This window comes from Campylobacter porcelli, assembly GCF_002139855.1.
Lineage (GTDB): Bacteria > Campylobacterota > Campylobacteria > Campylobacterales > Campylobacteraceae > Campylobacter > Campylobacter porcelli.
The window spans coordinates 1,222,665-1,242,563 of the sequence record NZ_CP018789.1 but is presented as its reverse complement, the minus strand read 5'-3'; the positions used below and the strand labels follow the sequence as shown (position 1 = coordinate 1,242,563).

General features: G+C 34.2%; 20 protein-coding genes. 12 read left to right on the top strand and 8 right to left on the bottom strand.

What is annotated here, in order from left to right; translation table 11 throughout:
- Nucleotides 1–41 precede the first annotated feature (41 nt).
- The 4 genes from CSUIS_RS06230 to CSUIS_RS06215 form a co-directional block, all read right to left on the bottom strand.
- The gene (locus tag CSUIS_RS06230) at nt 42–620 is read right to left on the bottom strand and encodes a sugar phosphate nucleotidyltransferase (protein WP_236860773.1); all 579 of its coding nucleotides are present in this window, start codon (nt 618–620) and stop codon (nt 42–44) included.
- Nucleotides 617–1,243, bottom strand: coding sequence for an HAD family hydrolase (locus tag CSUIS_RS06225; RefSeq protein ID WP_086297979.1), 627 nt, complete (start codon nt 1,241–1,243; stop codon nt 617–619). Before CSUIS_RS06225 ends, CSUIS_RS06230 begins: the two co-directional genes overlap by 4 nt.
- Nucleotides 1,236–1,811 carry a PI-PLC domain-containing protein gene (locus CSUIS_RS06220; protein WP_236860772.1) on the bottom strand — a complete coding sequence of 192 codons (576 nt, stop codon included), beginning with the start codon at nt 1,809–1,811 and terminating at the stop codon, nt 1,236–1,238. The genes CSUIS_RS06225 and CSUIS_RS06220 overlap by 8 nt, the downstream gene beginning before the upstream one ends.
- A gap of 169 nt (nt 1,812–1,980) precedes the next feature.
- On the bottom strand, nt 1,981–2,652 hold the full coding sequence (locus tag CSUIS_RS06215; RefSeq protein WP_086242293.1) for an outer membrane beta-barrel protein: 672 nt from the start codon (nt 2,650–2,652) through the stop codon (nt 1,981–1,983).
- A 169-nt stretch (nt 2,653–2,821) separates the two neighbouring features.
- Here CSUIS_RS06215 and CSUIS_RS06210 point away from each other — a divergent pair, with 169 nt between their 5' ends.
- The 6 genes from CSUIS_RS06210 to CSUIS_RS06185 all read left to right on the top strand — a co-directional run bounded on the left by CSUIS_RS06210 (nt 2,822) and on the right by CSUIS_RS06185 (nt 9,932).
- Nucleotides 2,822–4,891 carry a capsular polysaccharide biosynthesis protein gene (locus CSUIS_RS06210; RefSeq protein ID WP_192940173.1) on the top strand — a complete coding sequence of 690 codons (2,070 nt, stop codon included), beginning with the start codon at nt 2,822–2,824 and terminating at the stop codon, nt 4,889–4,891.
- On the top strand, nt 4,888–6,084 hold the full coding sequence (locus CSUIS_RS06205) for a capsule biosynthesis protein (RefSeq protein ID WP_086297973.1): 1,197 nt from the start codon (nt 4,888–4,890) through the stop codon (nt 6,082–6,084). The genes CSUIS_RS06210 and CSUIS_RS06205 overlap by 4 nt, the downstream gene beginning before the upstream one ends.
- Nucleotides 6,085–6,148: 64 nt before the next feature.
- Nucleotides 6,149–6,931, top strand: coding sequence for a capsule polysaccharide transporter KpsM (gene kpsM, locus CSUIS_RS06200; RefSeq protein ID WP_086297970.1), 783 nt, complete (start codon nt 6,149–6,151; stop codon nt 6,929–6,931).
- The gene (locus CSUIS_RS06195) at nt 6,928–7,593 is read left to right on the top strand and encodes an ABC transporter ATP-binding protein (protein ID WP_086297967.1); all 666 of its coding nucleotides are present in this window, start codon (nt 6,928–6,930) and stop codon (nt 7,591–7,593) included. The genes kpsM and CSUIS_RS06195 overlap by 4 nt, the downstream gene beginning before the upstream one ends.
- Entirely contained in the window at nt 7,590–8,732 is a 1,143-nt protein-coding gene (locus CSUIS_RS06190) for a KpsE/RkpR family capsule polysaccharide export protein (protein WP_418228972.1), read from the top strand. Before CSUIS_RS06195 ends, CSUIS_RS06190 begins: the two co-directional genes overlap by 4 nt.
- A gap of 3 nt (nt 8,733–8,735) precedes the next feature.
- Nucleotides 8,736–9,932 carry a glycosyltransferase gene (locus CSUIS_RS06185; RefSeq protein ID WP_086297964.1) on the top strand — a complete coding sequence of 399 codons (1,197 nt, stop codon included), beginning with the start codon at nt 8,736–8,738 and terminating at the stop codon, nt 9,930–9,932.
- A gap of 484 nt (nt 9,933–10,416) precedes the next feature.
- Here CSUIS_RS06185 and CSUIS_RS06180 read toward each other — a convergent pair whose 3' ends face one another.
- Nucleotides 10,417–11,346, bottom strand: coding sequence for a ribose-phosphate pyrophosphokinase (locus CSUIS_RS06180; protein WP_086237982.1), 930 nt, complete (start codon nt 11,344–11,346; stop codon nt 10,417–10,419).
- 143 nt (nt 11,347–11,489) lie between these two features.
- On the opposite strand from CSUIS_RS06180, the gene CSUIS_RS06175 reads away from it, so the two are divergent.
- The gene (locus tag CSUIS_RS06175) at nt 11,490–13,847 is read left to right on the top strand and encodes a heavy metal translocating P-type ATPase (protein ID WP_086297961.1); all 2,358 of its coding nucleotides are present in this window, start codon (nt 11,490–11,492) and stop codon (nt 13,845–13,847) included.
- Nucleotides 13,848–13,849: 2 nt separating this feature from the next.
- Nucleotides 13,850–14,071: a cbb3-type cytochrome oxidase assembly protein CcoS gene (ccoS, locus tag CSUIS_RS06170; RefSeq protein WP_086237980.1), complete on the top strand. Its 222-nt coding sequence runs from the start codon at nt 13,850–13,852 to the stop codon at nt 14,069–14,071.
- Nucleotides 14,072–14,107: 36 nt separating this feature from the next.
- Here ccoS and CSUIS_RS06165 read toward each other — a convergent pair whose 3' ends face one another.
- Nucleotides 14,108–14,416 (bottom strand): c-type cytochrome, encoded by a 309-nt coding sequence (locus tag CSUIS_RS06165; RefSeq protein ID WP_086297958.1) that lies wholly within the window; start codon nt 14,414–14,416, stop codon nt 14,108–14,110.
- A 158-nt stretch (nt 14,417–14,574) separates the two neighbouring features.
- Here CSUIS_RS06165 and gmhB point away from each other — a divergent pair, with 158 nt between their 5' ends.
- Genes gmhB through gmhA form a run of 4 tightly spaced genes read left to right on the top strand, consistent with a single transcriptional unit; the run spans nt 14,575 to nt 17,983 of the window.
- The gene (gene gmhB / locus CSUIS_RS06160; RefSeq protein WP_086297955.1) at nt 14,575–15,075 is read left to right on the top strand and encodes a D-glycero-beta-D-manno-heptose 1,7-bisphosphate 7-phosphatase; all 501 of its coding nucleotides are present in this window, start codon (nt 14,575–14,577) and stop codon (nt 15,073–15,075) included.
- Nucleotides 15,072–16,040 (top strand): ADP-glyceromanno-heptose 6-epimerase, encoded by a 969-nt coding sequence (rfaD, locus tag CSUIS_RS06155; protein WP_086297952.1) that lies wholly within the window; start codon nt 15,072–15,074, stop codon nt 16,038–16,040. The genes gmhB and rfaD overlap by 4 nt, the downstream gene beginning before the upstream one ends.
- Complete coding sequence (gene rfaE1 / locus CSUIS_RS06150; RefSeq protein WP_086297949.1) at nt 16,037–17,413, top strand: D-glycero-beta-D-manno-heptose-7-phosphate kinase; 1,377 nt, start codon at nt 16,037–16,039, stop codon at nt 17,411–17,413. The genes rfaD and rfaE1 overlap by 4 nt, the downstream gene beginning before the upstream one ends.
- A 6-nt stretch (nt 17,414–17,419) precedes the next feature.
- Nucleotides 17,420–17,983, top strand: coding sequence for a D-sedoheptulose 7-phosphate isomerase (gmhA, locus tag CSUIS_RS06145; protein WP_418229011.1), 564 nt, complete (start codon nt 17,420–17,422; stop codon nt 17,981–17,983).
- Here gmhA and waaF read toward each other — a convergent pair.
- Together waaF and CSUIS_RS06135 are read right to left on the bottom strand one after the other, a co-directional pair.
- Nucleotides 17,976–18,896: a lipopolysaccharide heptosyltransferase II gene (gene waaF / locus CSUIS_RS06140; protein ID WP_086297944.1), complete on the bottom strand. Its 921-nt coding sequence runs from the start codon at nt 18,894–18,896 to the stop codon at nt 17,976–17,978. The genes gmhA and waaF overlap by 8 nt on opposite strands.
- Nucleotides 18,880–19,896 (bottom strand): glycosyltransferase family 4 protein, encoded by a 1,017-nt coding sequence (locus CSUIS_RS06135; protein ID WP_086242284.1) that lies wholly within the window; start codon nt 19,894–19,896, stop codon nt 18,880–18,882. The genes waaF and CSUIS_RS06135 overlap by 17 nt, the downstream gene beginning before the upstream one ends.
- Nucleotides 19,897–19,899 lie beyond the last annotated feature (3 nt).

Genomic DNA, 19,899 nt, shown 5'->3' with positions numbered 1-19,899 from the left:
AATAAGCTCATTTAAAACAGGGGCCACATAAAATTTACCATCTAAATTAATATCTTTTTTATCATATTTTTTGCTGCAAGTATAAAATCACTCCCTTTTTTAAAATAGTAAAATCCAGCAATTGCATTTTTACTAATTTGCTTTTTCTCAGAAGCTTGTACAATATTGTCAAATTCATCGCATTTAATATATGAAAATCTTGGATGTATATTTTCAAAACTCAAAACACCAGCGTCAAAATTTGATAATCTTTCAATATCTAAATTTAAATCAAGTTCAAAAATTTGATCCATATTGGCAATGATTAATGGCGTATCATTATCTATAAACTCAGTTGCCATTAGGGCAGAACAAGCCATTCCCGCCGTTTGATTTTTCAAAACAAGCACTTGGCTTTTATTATTTGTAAGCACATTTATCGCATCTTCTAAACCAAATTTTCTATTTTCATCATCTTGAATTATAAATATGAAGCGTTTGTTATCTATATTTTGATAGTTTAAAATAAAATGTTCAAGCATTGTTTTACCGCAAATTTCAATAAACGGCTTAGGAAATCCATCTTGTTTATCATCAAAAAAATAGCTCTTACCAGCCATAGGCACAAGGATATTTATCATTTATCTTCCTTTTTATATAGATCTATATGGGCTTTTATATTGTCGTAATTTACTTCGCTTACTATCATAACATTAGCTCCACTTGCTCTTGCTGCTTTTATGCCATTTTCATTATCTTCAACGATCAAACACTCTTTTGGGCTTAAACCAAATCTTGCTATAGCTTTGTTATACATTTCTGGATCTGGTTTGCCTTTTGTAACATCTTGATTAGATATATAAAAATCCAAGTAGCCATCTAATGCTGCTTTTTGCATCATTACTTCGATTGTGTTTTTTATCGAATTTGAGCAAACTGCCATTTTGTAACCTTCGCTTTTTAGCTTTGAAAGTGCGTATTCATGGCAAAATGTAGGCTTACAAAGAGTATGAACTAGCTCCATTGTGTAAAGTTGCTTTAGCTCATTTAAAAACGAGTGTAATCCCTGCGGCAAGCCTTTTGTGATTGTTAGCATTTTTAGTTTATCTTTTGTTGGAAGTCCATCAAATGTAGTTAAATGCTCATAGCGTGAAATTTCCATACCAAAAATCTTTAAAGCCTTATTTAATGCTTCATAATGCCAATCTTTAGCTTCTATTAAAACTCCATCCATATCAAAAATTACTGCTTTTATTTTACTCATTAAAAAACCTCCTAGCTTCTTCTACTTTATCAGTGCAAAGCATTAAATTTGAATTGTTTAATTTAGCTTCAATTTGCTTATACTCTTGCCACTCTTTTAGATAATCTCTACTATGTAAATCAGGAGAGACAATACAAATTTGTTTATTATTTTCCAAATGCGTTTTTATGATTTTTTCATCTATCCAATGTGTGTTAAATTCATCTAGCCAAACACCTATAGCTTCTTGATAAAATGATGGAGTAGTCTCATATTCACTTTGGCGTGTAAATACATTTAATCCATATTTTATATATCCCAAGGCATCTGGAACTGACATATCAAAGAAAAAATAATTAGATATTTTATATTTTTGAAGTATTGATTTAAGCTCTATTTGTAAGCCATCTGATTTGATATTTAGAGCTAGGGTTGAATTTGAATAGATATTACAATTAGAATATAAGGATAAAAGCTCATCTAAGCTTAAAGAGTCTTTTGTAGGAATATCATGAGAGATTACGAGATGACCATTATAATCTCTAATATCAGTCTCTACCCCCCCCCATATATTTGCCGATTTGTTCATTTAAAGCTTTTTGGCAAAACTTGAATTCTCTTTGAAATGCTATCATTTGATTCTTTTCACTGCTATCTTGCCACCAGCCACGATGAGATAATATATGCATAAGTTATCCTTTTTAAATAGTTTGTTGGTTATTAATATGCTCCATTATAAATATTTACAATAAAACATATTAAAATTTATAACTTACGCCCAGATATGCTGATGTATCAAGCTGTTTTAGCCTAAATGGCTTATTTTCTATCTCGTAGGTTGCGCCACCATAATCAAAGCTCAAATTTAAATCTTTACTTTTATACATTGTGTGCATAATTCTCGCACCAAATTCTATATTCCATTTATCATCTACTTCATACAAGGCACCTAATTTAGCTCCATAGCTAAATCCATCAAGAAAGTTAGGAATAGCTGGGGCTATATCTTGTATTAAGCTATTTTCTACATCAAATTCGCCCAAAGAGTATCCTACAAATACGCCTATATCAGCCCTTAAATTTGGTTGTATTAATGGAGTGTAGTCATATCCTAATAAAAATCTATGAGAGGTAAATTTATATTTTTCCCACTCATTTGCTATAACTACGCCGCCTATTTCGATATTGTAGCTTCTGCTGCCGATTGATTTGCCACCATATTCATATGATAGAGAGTATCTATGCGTATCATCTACTTGATAGCCAAATTTAGGTGATAATAAGAGATTATTATCTGATATTAAGTCATAGTTATCCTCATCTACTGAGCTATGATTAAATCCACCACTAAATCCGATAAAATACCCATCAGCTAGAGCAAATGTGGCGCTTAAAGATAGTATGAGAACTGTAGATTTTAATTTAAACATATTTATCCTATTTATTTTTGATTTAAAGAATTATAGTGATGCTTTTATAAAATATTGCTTAATTTGGTTAGCAAATCTAGATAATTGGATATATTTTGTATTAAATTTATTTATATTTATTTTATCCTTTATTGGGTATAATCTTCGGATTTTATTGGCTGGGTTTAAAATGAGATTTGATGGTTATAGTAAATCTATAAAATTGATAAAAAATATAAAATATTTTTATAAGCTTAGGCGATATTTTAAATTTGCATTCATAGGTGAAAATAGCAAATTTTATGGCTGGGGGCGTAAAAAATCTGGCTATGATGCTATCGATTTAGCAGATAAATTAAGTGGTGAGTTTCGCCTTTTAGAAGATGGTTTTATCCGCTCGGTTGGGCTAGGGGTTGATGGTGCTAGATTGCTTAGTGTAGTTGAAGATGATATAGGGATATACTATGATGCCACTAGACCAAGCAGATTAGAGATGATTTTATCAAATTATGAATTTAGCGATGAGCTATTACAAGATGCTAGGTGGTGCATGGATTACATCATCACGCATAATATTTCAAAATACAATAACGCCCCAAATATCACTCAAGAATTGGTAGAAAAATATGAGCTAAATAGAGGCAAAAATATCCTTATAATAGCTCAAACTAGTGGCGATGCGTCGTTAGTTTATAGTTTTAGTGATAAATTTAGCACCAATGAGATTGTAAGTTTAGCTATAGATGAAAATCCTGGCGCAAATGTGCTTTTAAAAATCCATCCAGATGCCCTAAGTGGCAAGAAAAAATCCGATATAGATATATCAAATTTACCCCCGCAAATCAAAATCATCACTCAAGATATAAATCCAATCTCGCTTTTAAAACACATAGATAAAGTCTATACCAAAAGCTCTGGCATGGGATTTGAAGCTTTGATATGTGGGTGTGAGTGCGTGTGTTTTGGGGTGCCATTTTATGCTGGCTGGGGGCTAAGTGATGATAGGGTAAAAGCACCAAATAGACGCAATAAAAAGCTAGCCATAGAGCAGTTATTTGCTGGGGCGTATATGATTTATGCTAAGTATATAGACCCATACACAGGGCAAAATACCACGCTAAAAAGGCTATTGCCACAGATTAATACTATAAAAAATGCTAGGTTAAATGAGAGCGATAAAGTAAAATTTTTATTTGGATTTTCTATTTGGAAGCGTAAATTTATACTTCCATTTTTGGGTAAAAATTTGAAATTCATAAGCACATTTAGTAAAGATCCGCTTAAAATAGCCTTAAAAAATGGGTTAGATAATAATTCGCTAGTTTATATCTGGGGTAAAAAAGAGTATCCAAAACTGCAAAAATGGTGCGATGAAAACGGAGTTTTGATAACTAGAGTAGAAGATGGCTTTATCCGCTCAGTTGGGCTTGGGAGTGATCTTACAAGACCATACTCTTTGGTCTTTGATGATTTGGGGATATACTTTGATACTAGGTTTGAAAGTAGGCTAGAGCACATACTAAACTACCATAAATTTAGTCAGTATGAGCTTGAATTTGCGAAAAAGTTAAGGGAAATTTTAATAAATAGTAAAATTTCGAAGTATAATGATGATAAAGATGGTATAATTGCGTCTCAAAATGGCAAAAAAATTGCTCTAGTTATCGGTCAAGTCGAAGATGACGCTAGTGTAAAAATCGGTGCTGATGGAATGAAAAATATAGAGCTAATCAAACAAGCAAGGTTAAACTCGCCTAAGGCTCATATCATCTATAAGCCTCACCCAGATGTGCTAAGTGGTAATAGAATAGGCAAAGTAGATGAAAAAGAGGCGTTAAAATATTGCGATGAGATAGTAGCTGGAGTGAGTATGCCTGTGCTACTTGATTTAGCTGATGAGATACATACGATGACATCTACTAGCGGATTGGAAGCTATTTTGCGTGGTAAAAAAGTCATTTGCTATGGTAGGCCATTTTGGGCTGGCTGGGGACTAAGTGATGATAAAAAATCACTTCCTAGGCGTTATAGAAATTTAAGTATAGATGAGTTAATAGCTGGGGCGTATATAATCTATCCAAGATATATTCATCCTGTAAATTTAGAGCCTTGCAATGCTAGTGATTTAATATTTGCTTTGCAAAAGCAAAAAGTGATATTAAATAATAATAATATGGTAATGAAATTTAAATATAAAATTTATTTAATTTTAATTAGAGTTGGACAAAAGATATTGCGCAACTATTTGGTAAAAAAATGAGATTAGAAGATAGAATTACTGATATTAAAGGCAAAAATATCTTGCTTTTACAAGGTCCTATGGGGGATTTTTTCAATAAGCTTGATAATATTTGCACGCAAAATGGTGCTTTTGTTACAAGAATTGGCTTTAATGCTGGCGATGCGTATTTTTCTAAAACCAAGAGTTATTTTGCCTATAAAGGCAGACCAAAGCAGTGGGCTAAATTTATTAATAAATTCTATCAAGATAATAATATTGATATTGTTTTTTTATTTGGGGATTGTAGATTTTATCACAAGATTGCTATTAAGATAGCAAAGGGGTTGGGAATTGATGTTTATGTATTTGAAGAGGGGTATTTGCGTCCTGGATTTATCACAATGGAGTATTATGGGGTAAATAACCACTCTAGAATGCCTAGAGATAGGGAGTTTTATGATAATTATAACCCAAAGACCAAGCCATTTTCAGCCAAATCAACCTCTACTTATGGCTTGATGGCGTGGTGGGCGACGCAGTATTATTTGGTATCAAATATTTTCTATTTTCTATACCCACATTATATCCATCATCGTGATTTTTCACCTATTAAAGAGGGTTTTTATGGAATAAGAAATTTAATTAGAAAGATTAAATATAAATTTACTGAAAGAGATTTAAATGGGCGTTTCGAAGGGGAGTTAAGCGAAAAATACTATTTTGTAGCACTTCAAACTCACGATGATTTCCAAGTTAGAACGCACTCTAGATTTAGAACTATGGAGAGTTTTATTGAGTATATTATCTCATCATTTTCTAGATACGCCCCTAAGGATACAATCTTGATTTTTAAGCACCATCCTATGGATAGAGGCAAGAAAAATTATAGCTCATACATTAGATATTTAGCCAAAATTTATAGGGTTGATGGCCGCATAATGGCTGTGTTTGATGCTCATCTGCCTACAATTATTAAAAATTCAAAAGCCGTAATACTCATAAATAGCACTGTTGGATTAAATGCTCTAAGCTACTCTAAGCCCGTAATTTGCCTTGGCAAATCTATGTATGATATTAAGGGACTTACTACTAAGGATTTAAATTTGGATAAATTTTGGAGCATTCAATCCCCAGTAGATAAGGAGCTTTATTCTAAATTTAGAGCCTATCTAATAGACAATACGCAAATAACTGGAAGCTACTATTTAAAAGATGGAGTAGAATTTAAATAGATTTTGAGTTGATTTGTAACCTTATTTTGATATAATTTTTTAAAACAGCTTTGTGGAGGATATAGTGCTAAATGTTATAAGAGCGCTATTTTTTAGAGAGTTAAAGACTAGATTTGGTAAAAATAGGCATCTAGGTTACTTTTGGGTAGTTGGAGAGCCTTTAATACAGATATTAGTAATTACCACTGTAGTAACCTTAATTCGCGAGAATATCACTCATTTAGTTGTCCCTGGTGGCACCCCTGTTTTTATGTTTTTAGCTTGTGGGGTTATCCCATTTTTTATGTTTAGAAATATTGTTACGCAGCTTATGGGTGGGATAGCTGGAAATTTATCTTTATTTTTTTATAAGCCCGTTAGACCAATTCATGTATTTTTAGCTAGAGCTTTGCTTGAGTTTTATATGCACTCTTTGATATTTTTATGCGTGATGATTTTGGCTGGGTGGTTTATAGGTTATAATGTAGTGCCTAGGGATTTTTTAGCTATGTTTATTAGCGTTCTATTGATGGTGCTATCTGGATTTAGCCTTGGTGTGATTTTTGCGATTATTACGCATTTTATTGAGCCGCTTAAGACTATTTTTACATATTTTACAGTTGCTTTATATATACTATCTTGCGTTGTTTTTCCTATTTGGATTATCCCATCTGATATATTAAAATATATGCTTTATAATCCTATGCTACATATTTGTGAGAGTATAAAGCACTACTATTTTGATGGTTATCCGCTAGTTGATGGGGTAAATTTAGCATATCCTTTGGTTTGTAATATCATAATGCTATTTATAGGATTTTGGTTTTACTACTATAAACGAAGAGAACTTGTAGCGAGCAGACCATGATAAAATTAGATAATTTAACTAAATTTTACCCACTAAGCAATGGCGATAAGCACTTTGTATTTCGTGAATTTACCTTTACTTTTCCAGATGATTGTAGTATAGGCTTAATTGGTAGAAATGGAGCTGGTAAATCCACTCTTATGCGATTATTAAGTGGGGCTGATATTCCAAATGCTGGTAGAGTCATCACTGATAAGAAAATCTCATGGCCTGTTGGTCTAGCTGGGGGATTTCAACACGCACTTTCAGCTAGGGATAATGTCAAATTTGTAGCTAGAGTTTATGGATATAAAGGCGAGGCTTTAGAAGAAAAAGTGCGATATATAGAGGAGTTTGCAGAGATTGGCAAATACTTTGATGAGCCGATGAATACATACTCTTCAGGTATGAGATCGCGAATTGGTTTTGGGCTTAGTATGGCTTTTGATTTTGATTATTATCTCATAGATGAAGCTGGTGCTGTGGGAGATGCTAAATTTAAGCAAAAAAGCGATGCAATTTATAAAGAAAAATTAAGCAATTCTAAGGTAATAATGGTCTCTCACGATATGAGCGAGATAGAGCAGTGGTGCGATAAGGTGATCTTGGTAAATTGTGGTATGACTACGGTTTATGATGATGTCAAAGAGGGGATTGAGATGTATAAAAGGATATGCAGTTGAATAAAAGAGCTATGATTTTAAGATCAATTAAGGATATAAAACAGCATAAAGAGTGTCTAAATAGACTTGATAGTTTTAAAACTGTGATTTATATAATGGTCGTGGTAATATTTTATTATGTATTTATTGCAGCTGATAGATATGTAAGCGAGGTATCATTGACCGTTAAATCTACAGATGGAAGCTCCCAGGTTGCACTTAGTGGGATAGAGAGTTTAGTTGGCATTCCATCTAGTTCAACTGAGGATATTAAGCATTTACAAGAGTATATTAAATCCCTTGATATGCTCCAAAAACTTGATGAAAAGATAAATTTAAGATCGCTTTATGAGAAGCAAAAGCTAGATCTATTTTTCCGTATCTATTCATCAACTAGCAAAGAGAGTTATTTACAGTATTATAGAAATAGAATTCACATACTATTTGATGATGCTACTGGGCTTTTAAATGTTGCTGTGGAGGGCTTTAGCCCTGAAGATGCTCGCACTATTTCAGCTGCTATTTTAGAAGAGTGTGAGAGATTTATAAATGAAATTTCACACAATATTGCTAGAGAGCAGTTACGATTTGCTCAAGGTGAGTTAGAAAATGCTAAGCAAAAATATAAAGATGCTAAAAATGAGCTTTTAGCTTTTCAAAATCAATATGGTATCTTCGATCCGCAAAGTTTGGTACAAACCAAGGCTGGATTTATCACAGATATAGAGTTGCAAATTTCTAAAAAAGAGACCGAGCTAAATACAATGAGAAGCTATCTAAATGAGAATGCGCCTGAAATTTTAGCGTTGAAAGCTGAATTAAGAGCGCATAAAGAGCAGTTAGAAAAAGAAAAACGCAAGGTAGCATCAAATGTATCGCAAAATCGATTAAATGATGTTGTGGCACAATTTGAAGCTTTATATCTAAATTTAAACTTTGCTGAAGATGTCTATAAAACGGCTATTAAGGCAGTTGAGACAACTAGAATTGGGATAGGCAGAAAGGCTAAGCAACTAGTGGTAATCCAAAGTCCATATGAGCCACAAAGTGCCAAATATCCAGATAAAATGTATAATATTATCACAATTTTTATAATTTTGACATTGATATTTGGTATTGTTAGGCTTATTCGTGCTATTATCGATGAGCATAGATATTAATCTATGAAAAAACCATATAAAAGCGGTATTTTATTAGCAGCAACTAATAATTCCGCCTTTGCCATTGGGGCAATGGTAGCTAATATCACTGAGGTGATGAGTGGCGAGGTGGATGTATTTTATATTGTTCATGATGGATTTACTCAAAGTGAGATGGAGGCATTTTGTAGGCTTTGCGATGGTATAAAAATCAAATTTATTAGCTTTACTAAGGATGATTTCATCACTAAAATTCAAGCTTTTGGCGATAAAAATAGCGCTAATTTAAATTCCCCATTTCTCTCTCGTTGGACGCATATGGCTTATGGAATGTTTGAGCCGCTTTTGCTACTTGATGAGTGTGAGTGTATAATATATCTTGATTTTGATATTATGCTGCTTAAGGGGATTGGCAAGCTTTTTAAATTTAAAAATTACCATTTTGGAGCGCACCGAGGCAAAAGCTTATTAAACCCAACGCTTAAAGATTATAATGGTAAATTTAGAAGCTATAGGGTCTATAGAAGCGGTATTGTAGCCTACTATGATACAATACCAAATCCAAAAGAGTGTTATAAGCAAATTTATAATTACAGCACCAAATATGGAGTAAATGACCAAGGGGTGCTTAGTCTATTAATATTAAATAGTAATTTTAAAGTCAAAGAGCTAGGCTATGAATATACAGGTAGCACATATTGGCGTAAAAGTATCGGATATAGTATTATTCACGCTTGGGGAAGAGATGGGAGATTTTGGAATAATGAGCTAGTTTATCAATTTTGGGGAGAAATTTGGAATAGCTATTATCAAAAATGGTTAAAATATGGCGGTAGCGAGTATAAAGGTGGCTTTATTTGCAAGGCAAATTACGCTATAGAGCGAATAAGATATCATCTAGCTTACAAGCTTGGGTATGCAATGGTACAAAATTACTATAGTATATTTGGAAAATTTAAACTACCTTTTATTTTATTAGCTATTTATTTAAGGCATAGATGCGAACAAAAAGAGTATTTTAAGATAATCCAAAACAAACCACACCTCAAAGTCCCACCGATAGAGCATTATGAGGATTATAAATCCGCCTTAAAAGAAAGGCAAAGCATACCATATAAACTTGGCTTAGCCTTGATAAAAGCTACTAAAAACTGGCATAAAGGTGGATTTGTAAAATTATATTTTGATATTAAAAATATTAAAAATGAGTATAATCAGTAAGATTAGTGAATGATATAAGCAAATAAATAGCTGATTTTAGGGCTAAATTTAGCAGTGTAGTTATAAGCTAGTATGAATGATTTAAAAGAGGCAGTTTGCTCATACTCTCAATACTACAAAATTAGCTAGATAATTTCATCTGTATAAGCCAAGTAGCCCAGCACTATCCCCATTAAAACAAATCCAAATAATATTGAAGTTATGTTTATAGAAGATGAGTAAGATAGTTAAAATTTATTAGCTAGAAAAAGAGTTATATTTAGAGCAAATGCGGTTCATATCCCTAAAATTTATCAAGATATTTTTAAAGCTTTTAAGGCTAAAAATGAGATTTATAGCGTAATTTTAAGCTTGAATTTACTAAGGCGTTATTTGGCTTTAGTAAGGCGTATGATATTAATGAAGATTAGATCACTCTAGCAGTGGCTAATTATAGATGAGTTGAGCTTAAAGTGTTACTAAATTATAGCAACACTTTAATATATTAATAAAACAAGCTATTTACGCTCTCATCGTGATATACTCTACGGATTACTTCGCCAAATAGCGGAGCAGTGCTTAAAACCTTGATATACGGGCTTTGCTCTTTAAGTGGGATGGTATCAGTCGTTACTAGCTCATCTAATGCCCCGCTATTTATCCTATCATATGCTGGGCCACTTAAAACAGGATGAGTACAAAATGCCATTACGCTTGTGGCGCCATTTTTCTTAAATACCTCAGCAGCCTTTACTATAGTTCCAGCTGTATCTATCATATCATCTATTAAAATCACATCCTTGCCATTTACATCGCCTATTATATTCATAACTTCGCTTTCATTGGCCTTTTCTCGGCGTTTATCTACTATTACCATATCTAAATTTAAGCTCTTAGCAAGACTTCTAGCACGAGCTACGCCACCTACATCAGGGCTTGCGACAATAGGATTTTTAAGATTTTTACTTTTTACATAGTCTAAAAATACGATCGTTCCATATAGATTATCAACTGGAATATCAAAAAAGCCTTGAATTTGCCCAGCGTGAAGATCCATAGTAACTACTCTATCGATCCCAGCAGTTTGCATCATATTTGCTACTAGTTTGGCTGTGATTGGTACTCTTGGAGCGGCTTTTCTATCTTGTCTAGCATAGCCAAAATATGGCACAACCGCAGTTATAGAGCTAGCACTTGAGCGTTTTAGAGCGTCTGTTAAGATTAAAAGCTCCATCAAATTTATATTAGCTGGCGCACAGGTTGGCTGAATGATAAAGACATCTTTACCACGCACACTCTCACCGATTTGGACACTAATCTCACCATCGCTAAAACGCTTTATACTTGCTTCACTTAATGGAATTCCCAAATATTTTGCTACCATTTTAGAAAATTCCACATTTGCTGTCCCAGAAAAAATCTTATATCCACGCATTTTTATCCCTTAAAATAGTTAAAAAATTTAATTCTATCCTAAATTTGCTTAAAAATTTAAATATTAATCGCAAAATAAATTTAAGTTTCTGAGCCATATGTAAGCAAATTTATTATAAAATCCTATAAAAATTTAGGGTTGGTATGGGAAATTTTATCTGTTTGCACTGCAAGGGCGAGTTTGACAAAAGTGCGATAATCACTGATGAGAGCGGACATGAGTTTTGCTGTAATGGGTGTAAGAGCGTATATAATTTTTTAAATTCCCATAATTTAGGCGAATTTTATGATAAATTAGGCAATCAAAAACACTTCAAAGCACCAAATTTGGCCAAAATTGATAGCGAGGCATTTTATAAAAATTATGTTAGAAATAGCGATGGATTTTGCGAAATTTATCTTATAATTGATGGAATTCACTGCTCAGCTTGCGTATGGCTAAATGAAAAGGTGCTTATATCAAGCGATGGGGTTGTTGATTTTAGCTTAAATTCAGCTACACATAAGGCCTATATAAAGTGGGATGATAGCGTAATAAAATTAGATGAAATCCTACGCAAAATTAACTCCATAGGCTACATACCAATCCCATACGATCCTAAAAAAGCAGATTTAAGAGCGAGTCAAAAACGGCGAGAATTTTACTCTAAGATGCTTGTTGGGCTCTTTTGTACTATGAATATTATGTGGGTGGCGGTGGCTTTGTATGGTGGGTATTTCAGCGGAATGAGCGATGATATCAAGGATATTTTACATTTTGCTGAGTTTGTTTTGGCCTCTCCTGTGCTGTTTTATACAGGAAGTGAGTTTTACAAAGGGGCGTATCTTGCCATTAAAAATCGCCAAGCTAATATGGATTTAAGCATTTGTGCTGGAGCTAGTATAGCGTATTTTTACTCAGTTTATGCGATGTTAAGCAGGAGTGGCGAAGTATATTTTGACTCTGTGGCTATGATTATTACCTTTGTATTTATAGGCAAATTTCTTGAAGTAATTAGCAAGAAAAAATCCATTGATACTATTGACTCTCTTGGAACTCTTTTGGTAAATCAAATTTATGTAAAATCCAAAGATAAATTTGAGCTAAAAGATGTAAATGATATTAAGCCAGGAGAGATTATCAAGGTGCGTAGTGGTGAGCGAGTGATGATAGATGGGGTCGTGGCTAGTGGGGCTGGGAGCTTTGATCTATCTAGCATTACAGGGGAGAGCTTACCAGTTACAATTAGCAGCGGTCAAAGCATTATAAGTGGAGCTGTGTGCGTAGATGGAAGTGTGGAATATAGGGCTAGCGAGATATTTAAAAGCTCAATTCTTAGCAAAATAATTGATCTATTAAATAAAGCAAGTTTTAAGAAGCCAAAAATTGAGCTTTTAGCTAATCAAATTTCAGCTAAATTCTCTCTAACTATCCTCTTGCTAGGGATTTTGACATTTGCGATTTGGCTTTTTAATAGCGGAGAGATTAGCAAAGGGGTGATAGTAGCTGTAAGCGTGATTATAATCGCTTGTCCGTGTGCTTTAAGCCTTGCTACTCCGGTGGCTACGCTAATAGCCTTAGGTAGTGCGATGCGTGGCGGGATAATATTTAAAGAAGCTAGGATAATTGAGAATTTAGCTAAGTGCGGTTGCGTGGTATTTGATAAAACTGGCACACTATCAAAATCCAAGCTTAAGGTGGTTAAAGCTACAAAATTTAAAGAGTATAATCAAGATTTATTATACTCATTAGCCATCTCTTCCATCCATCCAGTAAGCGTGGCAATTAGGGATTTTAGCCTAGGAGAGCAGCTAAATTTAAGCGATATAACCAATCACAATGGACTAGGAATGAGCGCAAAATATGGTGATTTAAATATTTATGGCGGTAGTGCGAAATTTATGAATTATATGGGGTTTGGAGAGTTTGAGGCTAGTGGGCTTAGCTACTATTTTGCTGTGGATAAAGAGGTGGTGGCTAAATTTGAGCTTGAAGATGAGCTAAGAGAGGAATCCAAAGCTATAATTAATGAGCTAAAAAATGATGGATATAAGGTAGTAATGCTAACAGGCGATAATGAACTCACGGCCTCTAAAATCGCTAACACTCTTGGAATTAGTGAATTTTATGCTAGTCAAAATCCTATTGAAAAATCGCAAATAATACAGAGACTAAACTCAAAAACCCCAGTTGTGATGGTAGGCGATGGCATTAATGACGCAGTGGCGTTAAGTATGGCAAGTGTGGGGATATGTATGGGAAGTGGAGCACAAATTAGCATAGAAAAAAGCGATGTGGTGCTATTAAATGATGATTTAAATTCGCTCCTAAAAGCGTTAAAATTATCAAAGCTTACATTTAGGACTATTAAGCAAAATTTAGGATTTACTCTATTTTATAATGCTTTAACCATACCACTTGCTATGATGGGCTATATAATACCGCTATTTGCAGCAATTTCTATGTCTTTAAGCTCTATAATTGTGGTTTTAAACTCAACCAAAATACGATTAAAAGGATAAAAATGGGTGGCGTAATAGCTATAATGCTTGGAATATCAACTTTACTTGGTGCGTTGGCACTTTTTGGGCTTTTATGGGGTGTAAAAACCAAGCAATTTGATGACTATTCTAAGTTTTTAGATGGGACTAAATTTGATAGTGAAGATGCACTAAATGACGCTGTAAATTTAGAAAATCGTAAAAAAGAGCTAATGAAAAATAAGGGATATAGACCGCCAGATTAAGAAGATCTAGCTAGGAAAACCTAGCTAGAAGTGGGGTTATTTAAGAGTTGAGATGTAGTTGCTTACAGCTTCCATATCAGCATCGCTTAGAGTTGCCATTTGACCTTTCATGATAGCACCCATATTGATTTTACCTTTACCATCATTTAATGTACCAGCTTTGTAAGCTTTCATATCAGCTAATCTTTGAACTGGATCTGTATCAACTAGAGCTGGAACTTTATTTAAATATTTTTTTTCAGCTTTAGCACCATGACAAACTGCACATTTTTTGTATATTGCAGCACCATCAGCAGCGAATGCACCAACACAGGCTAATGCAACCAATAGAACTATTTTTTTCATTTTTTATCCTTTTGAAAGATTTAATATGAGTATTATAGTGCCAATATTCTGAAATTTAGATTAAATATTATAATTAAATTTTAATTTAGAGATATTAATTATCCAAAAATTTATGATTATTAAGTGAATTTAAACTAAAATATAGATAAAATCAGCCTATGGAAAAGATTAAAGCACTATTTTTAGATCGTGATGGGGTGATAAATAAAGACCCAGGATATGTTTATCGCATAGAGGATTTTGAGTTTATGCCTGGAATTTTTGAGGCTTTAAGTGGTTTTATGGCACTTGGATTTGAAATTTTTGTAGTTACAAATCAGTCAGGAATAGGTCGTAAATACTATACCCAAGCTGATTTTGATAATCTTAGTTACTATATGATTAGTGAGTTTAAAAAAAGAGGCGTAAGTATCAAAAAGATATATTATTGCCCTCACACTCCAGATGATAATTGTAGTTGTAGAAAGCCAAAATCTGGTATGTTTTTACAAGCTTTGAGTGAGTTTGATATAGATATGAAAAGCTCAATTATGATAGGGGATAAAAAAAGCGATATAGAGGCTGCTAGCGGTGCTGGAGTTGGCAAGAGCTTTTTGATTGATGGGGATAAATTTAGTAGTGTTTTAGATATTTTAGAGTGTGTAAAGGGATATGAATGAGAGTATTGATAACTGGCGGAGCGGGATTTATAGGCTCGAATTTGGCTAAGCATTTTATGAGTGAGAATGAGGTTTTGGTGGTGGATAAATTCCGCTCTAATGAGACTTTTAGCAATGGAAATTTAAAAAGCTTTGGCCATTATAAAAATTTAATTGGCTTTAGGGGCCAAATTCATTGCGGAGATATATGCGATAGAGATACTATTAAAAAAATGCGTGATTTTGCTCCAGATGTGATATATCATCAGGCCGCTATCTCTGATACTACGGTGGCTGAACAAGATGAGATTATGAGAGTGAATTTAAATTCATTTAAAAGCATTCTTGATATAGCATATGAAAATGGCTCTAAAGTGATATACGCTAGTAGCGGTGCGACATATGGAAATGCTCCAAGCCCACAAAGCGTAGGCGTGGGCGAAAATCCTGGTAATGTCTATGGATTTAGTAAGCTTATGATGGACGAAATGGGGCGTGAGTATCATGCTAAAACAAGGCTTCATATAGTTGGGCTTAGATATTTTAATGTATATGGAGATGGGGAGTTTTTTAAAAACAAAACCGCTTCTATGGTTTTACAATTTGGCTTACAAATTTTAAGCGGCAACGCCCCAAGACTCTTTGAAGAAAGTGATAAGATAAAAAGGGATTTTGTATATATAAAAGATATAATCTTAGCCAATGAACTAGCTATAAATGGCGATAGCGGAGTCTATAATGTCGGCACAGGCAATGCTAGAAGCTTTCAAGATATCGCTGATATCTTACAGCGAGAAATCGGCGTAAGCTTAGGCAATGAATATATCAAAAATCCATTTGCATCACAATATCAATACTTCACTCAAGCTGATATATCGCTTACAAAAATTGGCTTAAAATATGAGCCAAAATATAGCCTTGAAGATGGGATAAGAGAGTATTTGCCAGCGATAAAGCGAATTTATAATAGCGAGTTTAGAAAATGAGTAGAGTGTTGGTAGTTGGGGATTTGATGATTGATCACTATATATGGGGGAGTTGTGATCGCATAAGCCCAGAAGCCCCAGTTCAAGTAGTAAATATAAAAAATGAGACCAAAAGATTAGGCGGTTGTGGGAATGTAGTTTCGAATTTAATCGCTCTTGGGGCTGAAGTTGGCGTAATAAGCGTAGTTGGCGATGATGAGTTAGGTAGTGAAATTTTAAAGCTTTTAAAAGATCGTGGCGCAAAAGCTGAGCTAGTGATCGCACAAAAAGGACGCAAATCTAGCCAAAAAAGCCGTGTAATGGTAACTCATCAACAGGTTCTTAGGCTAGATACAGAGAGCACTAGCGATATTGATTGTGCTGATGAGATAGTGGGTAAATTCCAAGGCATTTTGGATAGTTATGATATTGTTTTGTTAAGTGATTATGGCAAGGGGGTTTTGAGTGATTATCTAACAAAACAGATAATCTCAATTACCAAAAACAGCTCCAAAATGGTCTTAGTAGATCCTAAAGGGAAAGATTATAGCAAATACAAGGGCGCAACACTTCTAACGCCGAATAAAAAAGAGGCAAGCGAGGCTTTGGGGTTTGTGATTGATAGTGATGAGAAATTGGAATTAGCTCTAAAAACTATGAAGATGAATTACGAGCTTGAGTATTCTTTGATCACTTTAAGCGAAGATGGGATAGGGCTTTTGGCTCAAAAGATGGTTAAATTCCCAGCTTTAGCAAAAGAGGTTTTTGATGTTACGGGTGCGGGGGATAGTGTCTTGGCTACTTTGGGGTATTGCCTAGCTAGTAAGATGAGTATCGAAGATGCTATAGATAATGCGAATTTAGCCGCAGCCGTGGTGGTAGGAAAGGTAGGAAGTGCGGACGCTAGTTGGGGAGAGATAGAGAGCTTAAAGAGCAAAAAGATAGGTTTTGAGCGAAAATTAGTAAAACTTGATGAGCTTTTGAAAGTTGATAGAAGTGGCAAGAGCTTGGTATTTACAAATGGGTGCTTTGATATTTTACATTTTGGGCATATTAGCTATTTACAAAAGGCTAAGATGCTTGGCGATATATTGGTTGTTGGGTTGAATTCAGATAGTTCAGTTAGGGGCTTAAAAGGTGATAGCAGACCGGTAAATACGCAGTTTGATAGGGCGGCTATGCTGTGTGCTATGGAATTTGTGGATTTTGTAGTGATATTTGATGATGATACGCCTTATGAGATGATTAAGGCTATTGGGCCTGATGTGCTAGTTAAGGGTGCTGATTATGAAGGCAAGGTGGTTGTAGGTAGTGATTTTGCTAAAAGAGTTGAGTTGATTGAATTTGTAGAGGGCAAGAGTACTACAAATATAATAGAAAAAATAAGAAATTAAAGGGTGATTATGAGTATATTTAGTGATGAGTTAAGGTCGCATTTAGAGGTGGCGAATTCGGTTTTGTCTGTGGAAGAGCAAGTGATGAAGGTGGCAAATATCGTTACAGATACGCTTAAAAATGGTAATAAAATAATCATTTGTGGCAATGGTGGAAGTGCAGCTGATGCTCAACATTTTGCCGCTGAGCTTACAGGTAGATACAAAAGCGAGAGAGCTTCTCTAGGGGCTATAGCACTTAGTACCGATACATCTGCGATTACTGCTATTGGCAATGACTATGGATATGATATGGTATTTTCAAGGCAACTTAGCGGAGTTGGTAGGGCTGGGGATTTGCTAGTTGCGATTAGCACTAGTGGAAATAGTCAAAATGTCTTAAAAGCTATCCAAGTAGCTAAGGAAAATGGGATAAAAAGCGTTGGATTAAGTGGCAAGGGCGGTGGAGCGATGAATGATGCGTGTGATATAAATATCGTAGTTCCATCTAATGACACGGCTAGAATTCAAGAGATGCATATTTTGATAATTCATACGATTTGCGCAGCTGTGGATGGGGCGTTTAGTTAAGCTCATTAATTAAATTTAAAACCACATCAGGTTTTAGTGCCTTCATACACTCATGAGTGCCAAGAGGGCATACTCTTTTCATACATGGCATACAATCTAAGCTTAGATGAGCTAGTCTAGCATTTGGGTTATTATATGGGCTAGTGCGAGTAAAATTAGTCGGCCCAAATAGTGCTATGGTAGGAGTTTTGAAAGCTGCGGCTATATGCATGGGGCCACTATCATTAGTGATAAAGAGCTTAAGCCCAGCTATATAACTAGCTAGTTCGCTGATAGTTGTCTTGCCACAGAGATTTTGGTGGGGGACGCTATTTGTAGATAGAATTTCACTAATTTGATGGCAAATTTCACTTTCTCCGATCCCGCCAAATATCACAATATCAAATTTATCGCTTAATTCAGTCGCCACCTCGGCAAAGTAGCTTGGATACCATCTTTTGGCACTTCCATAGGTAGCACCTGGATTTATACCTAGGGTTGGCTTAGGGTATTTAACTGGGGTAAAATCAAGCTCTAATTTATTAGTTAAAATATCTATATTTAGGGCTTTGGAGCTGAAATTTAAATAGTCAATTACAAGATGATCTTTTGGATTTATTGTTTTATAGATGGCGCTTTTTTTAGCGCCTATAAAAAACGCTAAAGCCTTAGAGGCAAGGTGGCTTCTAAAACTGATGAAAGCATCAAATTTCGGTAGGGATTTGGCGAATTTATATAGATAGAGTAGGCGGAATTTGGATTTTTTGGATCTGTCTATGATGATATTTCCGCTCTTTTCAAATAGAGCCGTTGAGGCGTGTGAGCCAAAAAATGTAAAATCCACATCTTTGAAATTCGCTCTTATATTGGCTATTGCAGCACTACTCATAACTCCATCGCCAAGCCAAGTTGGCAACTCAATGAATATTTTCACTAATGACCTTTATTATTTGATTTAGGCTTTTATCTGTTGTAAAATCCTTGGCTAATTCAATATTTTTAGCTGATATTTCAACCATTAAATCGTGATTATTTAAAAGCTCATCAATATATTTTGCTGTATCATCAGTAGATTTTATGATAAACTCATCGCCTAATATCTCACTAGCTCCGTTATTAGCAGTAGTAAAACATATGGAGCCATAGCTTAACGCTTCTAAAATTTGGGTGCTAAATGGGTTATAAAGCGATGGTAAAACAAATATATCAGCTGCTTCGTAGTATCGATTTAGCGTTTTTGGTGGTTGCTTGAAAATTGCTCTAACTCCAAGCTTTTTAGCCATTTTTCTATATTTTGGAGCGGATTTATCGCTACTTATGATTATAGCATTTATCTTGTTTTGAATTTGGCTTAATAGCTTGATAAACTCAGCCACTCCATCGTTTTTTAAATTATTAGATATAAATAGGATAATTGAGAACTCCATATCCAGGCTAAGCTCTTTGCATAGTTGCATTTTAGCACTGCCTTTTTGCACCTGGGTTGGTAGGTTAATTCCAGGGTAGATTGTGCTAATTTTATTTGGTTTTATATCATAAATCGTCTCTAATTGATAGCGTGTTAGGTTTGAGTTTGTTATGATTTTTGCGGAGTTGTTTATGCAGTTTTTCTCAATTTTACTTCTAATAAGACTTAATGGATTTAAAAACCAAAATTTATCTAGTCTTTTATATATCTTTTGTACTCCATCACTAGCTAGATATATATCAGCACTATCAAATCTATCTAAGCATACATATAGCTCATCACTCTTTTGCTTTTTGGCAAGTTTGTTTATTTTTAATAGTTTTATGATGGGATTTTTACCCTTTATATTATCATAATTTCTACTTGTGGGATTAAAGCCTTTTGAGCTTAAAGCTGATTTTAACCTCTCTAAAAATCTTTGGTTTTTATTTGTAGAGTTTATTTCTAGGATTGTTATATTTTTCATATT

Excerpts from the sequence above, each read along its gene's own strand:
- CSUIS_RS06230 (WP_236860773.1), bottom strand. The coding sequence starts at position 620 with ATGATAAATATCCTTGTGCCTATGGCTGGTAAGAGCTATTTTTTTGAT.
- CSUIS_RS06225 (WP_086297979.1), bottom strand. The coding sequence starts at position 1,243 with ATGAGTAAAATAAAAGCAGTAATTTTTGATATGGATGGAGTTTTAATA.
- CSUIS_RS06220 (WP_236860772.1), bottom strand. The coding sequence starts at position 1,811 with ATGAACAAATCGGCAAATATATGGGGGGGGGTAGAGACTGATATTAGA.
- CSUIS_RS06215 (WP_086242293.1), bottom strand. The coding sequence starts at position 2,652 with ATGTTTAAATTAAAATCTACAGTTCTCATACTATCTTTAAGCGCCACA.
- CSUIS_RS06210 (WP_192940173.1), top strand. The coding sequence starts at position 2,822 with ATGAGATTTGATGGTTATAGTAAATCTATAAAATTGATAAAAAATATA.
- CSUIS_RS06205 (WP_086297973.1), top strand. The coding sequence starts at position 4,888 with ATGAGATTAGAAGATAGAATTACTGATATTAAAGGCAAAAATATCTTG.
- CSUIS_RS06195 (WP_086297967.1), top strand. The coding sequence starts at position 6,928 with ATGATAAAATTAGATAATTTAACTAAATTTTACCCACTAAGCAATGGC.
- CSUIS_RS06185 (WP_086297964.1), top strand. The coding sequence starts at position 8,736 with ATGAAAAAACCATATAAAAGCGGTATTTTATTAGCAGCAACTAATAAT.
- CSUIS_RS06180 (WP_086237982.1), bottom strand. The coding sequence starts at position 11,346 with ATGCGTGGATATAAGATTTTTTCTGGGACAGCAAATGTGGAATTTTCT.
- CSUIS_RS06175 (WP_086297961.1), top strand. The coding sequence starts at position 11,490 with ATGGGAAATTTTATCTGTTTGCACTGCAAGGGCGAGTTTGACAAAAGT.
- ccoS (WP_086237980.1), top strand. The coding sequence starts at position 13,850 with ATGGGTGGCGTAATAGCTATAATGCTTGGAATATCAACTTTACTTGGT.
- CSUIS_RS06165 (WP_086297958.1), bottom strand. The coding sequence starts at position 14,416 with ATGAAAAAAATAGTTCTATTGGTTGCATTAGCCTGTGTTGGTGCATTC.
- gmhB (WP_086297955.1), top strand. The coding sequence starts at position 14,575 with ATGGAAAAGATTAAAGCACTATTTTTAGATCGTGATGGGGTGATAAAT.
- rfaD (WP_086297952.1), top strand. The coding sequence starts at position 15,072 with ATGAGAGTATTGATAACTGGCGGAGCGGGATTTATAGGCTCGAATTTG.
- rfaE1 (WP_086297949.1), top strand. The coding sequence starts at position 16,037 with ATGAGTAGAGTGTTGGTAGTTGGGGATTTGATGATTGATCACTATATA.
- CSUIS_RS06135 (WP_086242284.1), bottom strand. The coding sequence starts at position 19,896 with ATGAAAAATATAACAATCCTAGAAATAAACTCTACAAATAAAAACCAA.